Source organism: Paenibacillus sp. P4_A7 (assembly GCF_056402455.1).
Genome location: NZ_JBFUHJ010000448.1, coordinates 1 through 4,577, shown reverse-complemented (window position 1 = coordinate 4,577; position 4,577 = coordinate 1). Strand labels below are relative to the sequence as shown.

Here is a 4,577-nt window from a genome sequence, read left to right as displayed (position 1 = left end):
AAGGAGCGTTACGTAAGAGATGGTAACATTTTTACGGGCGGAGGAGTATCAGCTTCCATCGATTTGGGTCTGTATTTCATAGAATCGCTTACTAATGAAGAAGTGGTTCGACAAGTTCAAGAAAAGATGGATTATCCGTACTATACACCGAGAAGTAACTAACATCATTCGGAAGGAGTATAGGCAATGAATTTTACTCAATTAGAAGGTGAAAGAATATTATTAGTCCCACTTGAGTTGGAGCACTCAGAATCCTTATTCCAATGTTCACAATCTAATTTAATATGGGAAAACCTCCCGATTAAAATCCAAAATTTAAATGAAATGCAGACATTCATACGTACAGCAATTTTAGGAAGAGAACGCGGAGAAGAATTTCCTTTTGCTGTCTTTGATAAAACGCTTAATAGAATGGTCGGAATGACCCGATACTTGAGGGTTTCGTCTGCGCACAAGAACTTGAATATCGGATGGACCTGGTATTCTCCTGAAGTGTGGCGGACAGCGGTAAACTCAGAATGTAAGTATTTGTTACTAAAATATGCATTTGAAGAATGGGAAGCTGTTCGTGTTGAAATAATTACAACGACAACTCATAGCCGTTCACAAAAAGCTATTGAACGTTTGGGAGCAAAGAAAGAAGGAATACTTAGGAAAAAATATAATGGATTAGATTATGTAGTGTATAGTGTCATTGATGAGGATTGGTATGATGTTAAGAATCGGCTTGAGTCATTCTTAAAACGTCCATTCGCTTAGATTTTGTGGTTGAAATAACGGATAACGTTAGTTGAACAAATATGGGGCAGTTTACTGTGGCAGCTGCTCCCTTTCTTTATTAAGCTAACGTGCAGATTTGATTAATAAAACAATCGCAGGTGATATTATTATATTTAGCAGTATATCCATAAATTGGTGGGATGTATGGTGATGGAATTACTTTATCATTATTTTGATGAATCAACAGTTCCATTTGTTAATTTATCTGATCTTGAAATCCATGAGGCAGAACAAGTCCTCAGCGATATTCGATTTAAAAATAAGGGATTTGCGAGTAAACGGTCTTTAGAGTATCTTCAAATTCGACGTGGTCTCGAATTAAAGGCAAGAAATTTATTTATTTCGAAAGGTGGTAAACCTATTCGAAGGCTACCGCATTACATGACTTATGGGAAATGTCCTTGGCTTTTGGATTGGTATCCAATAGGTAGAGAAATTGAAATTCCAATTAATGAATTCGAAACGCATACCTTAAGTTTTACTTATGGTGACTTATTTCCTACTATGCGATATCAGGATGAAAAGCCATATCGTAACCAAGTCTATAATTTGAATGAAATATATGAATTTATAAAGGAATATGGATTACCACAAGAATGGAACTCAGATGGCATTAAGGGACCAGAACGATATATAGAAGTACAAATTTGGGACGACAAGCCCTTTAGGAAATGGAGAAATACTTAGTTAATTGTTCAATTAACGGGAAACGTTAGTTCATTGAAACAGTGATAGTCTAGGACTTTATTTTCTCGTCCACGGCTGTCGCTGTTTCAATTTCTGGGGTCAGTCTAATACTTATTTTAGGCCGGCTCTTTGTGGTCGCGTACGAGGAGCAAAGACTGATACAACTGGACACTATCGGGCCCGAACGGAAGAAGTTTTGGCTTGGGTAACTAAGAAATTTCCAAATTTAATGCCAAAAATTGCGTGGAATCAGCCTATGTTTACCGATCACGGCACATTTATTATTGGCTTTAGCGTAGCCAAACATCATTTGGCTGACCCTGAAAGGGTAGGGATTAATCATTTTTCTGATGAAATTGTGCAAGTTGGTTATGATCACACCAAGGAGTTGGTTCGTATCCAGTAGGATAGTCCGGTTGATTTCTCATTACTTGAGAAAATGATCGAGTTTAATATTTGGGATAAGGCAGACTGTTCAACTTTTTGGCGGAAACAGTAGTATAAAATAAGGGTCTACCGCAGTGCTCTGGGGTTCGCTTCGTCCGTCACATGTCAAAGGACACAAATCCACCAACAATAAACTACTTTGAAAAGCTTGATAAATCAGGCTTTTTTATTTTTATGTAGGGAAATTTGTGTCATAAGAATATGCACAAATCTACCTACATTGTCGTCGAGAGACACAATAGTCATCCTAGTGGAAAACAAGACGAATTAATTATAGTTACGGGAGGATCCAAAAGGAATTACGGAAGGCGTTCGCCTGGGCCAGCAGTTCCTTTATGACTGGACGATCCATACGCTTCCTTTGAATAATTTATCGGAGCTAATATTCCGGGAAGTACAGACAAACGAGTCCCTTACCCCTACCTTCTATAAAGGTGTCACTCACCTGGATGAAATCGGTGATACTTTTATGAATATGGAAGGGTGGACAAAGGGAGTTGCTTATATCAATGGGTTCAATCTCGGCCGTTATTGGGAGATTGGTCCGCAAAAAACATTGTATATCCCTGCACCGCTCTAGCTTATTGGTGATAATGAACTCGTCATATTTGAACTGCATGGAACGAAAAACACAATCGTTACCCTACAAGATTTTGCTGAGTTAGGTTAATTAAAATGATGGCGTAAACCGAATTAGCAAATGGATATCGGTTGATAAATAAACAAATAGCATTGGGCAATCAACGGAATTCCGAGAATATGCCTTATATATTTGGGGGAATAACGAAGTTGCCTTAGGGTGCAAAAAGAAGGACATTCTATTAATTATTGTAGAATGTCCTTAATATTCAGTGAATTTTTTTTTACATTCTACTAACTTCGTTGCCTGTTCTCCCGCGATAGGCATGTGAATGGGGATGAGTGCCGTTAATAGTGGTATATCCTTCAAATAAATGATAGTGTCCTCCACCGGGAAGAGCGATGGCTGGGCCGGTTGTTCCCTGAATAAGGTGGGTATGGCCGCGATTCAGTGAAGTGAAAGTTTGATATCCGTGTACATGAGGCACCCCGGTAGGTGCAGGAGCGGTCCAACTCGAATATTGATGAGAATGCCCGTCATCGATGGAGGTTTCACCGGAAAAGGCATGAACATGGACAGGGTCTCCATTCCAAGACGTTATATATAGCTTATGCGAATGATGGCAATCGTCTTCTTCGGAAGATCTCATCACAAATCCGGTAACAGGAATATTCATTTTTTGCTCCCTTTCCTAATGAGTTAGGTACGGAATTAGTCTATGAAGAACCATGATTGTCAGGAAGCGGCTAAAGCCCATAATGAAAACAATGATGGGGGCTTTCGTAGCTTTTATTTTATTAGTGATTATAGCTTGTAGTTGTATGAGTTTCTGCAAATACTAAATTGAAATCTCCTACTGACGATTCCTAGAATTCGGAATGCTTTCCTACTAATACCTCTCCCAATGGGCCCATTCTATGGGCCTTTTTTGTTGCAAATGTGGTTAAAGACTTCTAGAATGCGAAGGGTTTGGTTCGAAAGTTGATTTGCTTGTAGAACTAAGTAATGAAGATCAAGAAGAGTAGGAGTGAAGATTGTACTTCGATTCAGTAGCTATTGCAATACCTGGGTATAATCTGGAATATCAAAAAACGATTGAACTAACGGGTTACAAGAGTTCAATAAACAAGGTAGGCCGCCGATGCAGATTGAAAGGCTGCCTTTTCTTGCTATCAGGAAAGAGGTTGTGCAAAAGTCAATAAATTAAGCAGTCACTACCTAGTAATCATCTTCAGAAAAGGGTAGGAATAGGGGGGCACGCAACGGCATCAATTATTCTTGGATCAATGCCATAAAACATCCAAAACGCTCCATTCCACCTATAACCTGAAACTTCGCCAAACTCTACACGAGTCGGATAAAACCAGAAATTGTCTCCATTTAGCAGCCAGACATAAGTGTATTCATATAGACAGTCAACTACATAGGATACCTCAGGTTTTGGGGGGATGTATGCAGGTGGAGGAGATTGCGGTTGCCTCATGTATACCTGCGGTTGTGGGATAAAGAACATTGAATTCCACTTMCTTATAAGAAGTTTAAATTAAATCGTATTTCATGCTATGTGGGTTAATAACTATTTGACTGTACAGGAGCCCAATATGATGAAGAAGTCAGTCTATGACATGTGGTTAGTCCCTCTGTAATTAAGCTAAACGGGTAACGATAACACAATGACAATAGGCTACCAGCATTATCGGCAGCATGTTCAGCTAACGGGCAGAATACTTATAACCATAAATAACCACCTATAAACCAAGATTTAAGTTATTATTGTTATCAGTATTCTAATGTGTTGGATGTAAGCCTATACGAAATATAGATTACAGATATAATTTTACAACGCTTCATTAAAAACGGAGGAATCGAAGACTGATGAATATAACAGGTATCCGGTACGAACACTTCAGTGAAAAAGATTATAATGTCGCAAGAGAATTATTAAGCTATGACGTCGACGCAGGTGAAGACATCCTTCGGGTGCTTGCTGAAGAGCCAGAATTATTTATTACTGCGTTCATTGACGATAAGCTTGTTGCAATGGCCCAAGTGAACGAGCCTGCATCTCAGTCCTACTTAACTG

Annotated in this window: 4 protein-coding genes and 2 pseudogenes; 5 read left to right on the top strand and 1 reads right to left on the bottom strand. The window is 38.9% G+C overall.

Features of this window, described 5'->3' with window-relative positions:
- Nucleotides 1–186: 186 nt before the first annotated feature.
- The 4 genes and pseudogenes from AC1DWN_RS28565 (at nucleotide 187) to AC1DWN_RS28550 (ending at nucleotide 2,494) form a co-directional block, all read left to right on the top strand.
- The gene (locus AC1DWN_RS28565) at nucleotides 187–759 is read left to right on the top strand and encodes a GNAT family N-acetyltransferase (RefSeq protein WP_477562268.1); all 573 of its coding nucleotides are present in this window, start codon (nucleotides 187–189) and stop codon (nucleotides 757–759) included.
- Nucleotides 760–930: 171 nt separating this feature from the next.
- Nucleotides 931–1,467 carry a hypothetical protein gene (locus AC1DWN_RS28560; RefSeq protein WP_477562267.1) on the top strand — a complete coding sequence of 179 codons (537 nt, stop codon included), beginning with the start codon at nucleotides 931–933 and terminating at the stop codon, nucleotides 1,465–1,467.
- 172 nt (nucleotides 1,468–1,639) lie between these two features.
- Nucleotides 1,640–1,966 (top strand): annotated as a pseudogene (locus AC1DWN_RS28555) (iron chaperone); the annotation flags it as partial.
- Between the two features lie 309 nt (nucleotides 1,967–2,275).
- The gene (locus AC1DWN_RS28550) at nucleotides 2,276–2,494 is read left to right on the top strand and encodes a hypothetical protein (RefSeq protein WP_477562266.1); all 219 of its coding nucleotides are present in this window, start codon (nucleotides 2,276–2,278) and stop codon (nucleotides 2,492–2,494) included.
- A gap of 283 nt (nucleotides 2,495–2,777) precedes the next feature.
- Here the strand turns inward: AC1DWN_RS28550 and AC1DWN_RS28545 are convergent, their stop codons facing one another.
- The gene (locus AC1DWN_RS28545) at nucleotides 2,778–3,170 is read right to left on the bottom strand and encodes a YmaF family protein (protein ID WP_477562265.1); all 393 of its coding nucleotides are present in this window, start codon (nucleotides 3,168–3,170) and stop codon (nucleotides 2,778–2,780) included.
- Between the two features lie 1,199 nt (nucleotides 3,171–4,369).
- Here AC1DWN_RS28545 and AC1DWN_RS28540 point away from each other — a divergent pair.
- Nucleotides 4,370–4,577, top strand: a pseudogene (locus AC1DWN_RS28540) (GNAT family N-acetyltransferase); the annotation flags it as partial.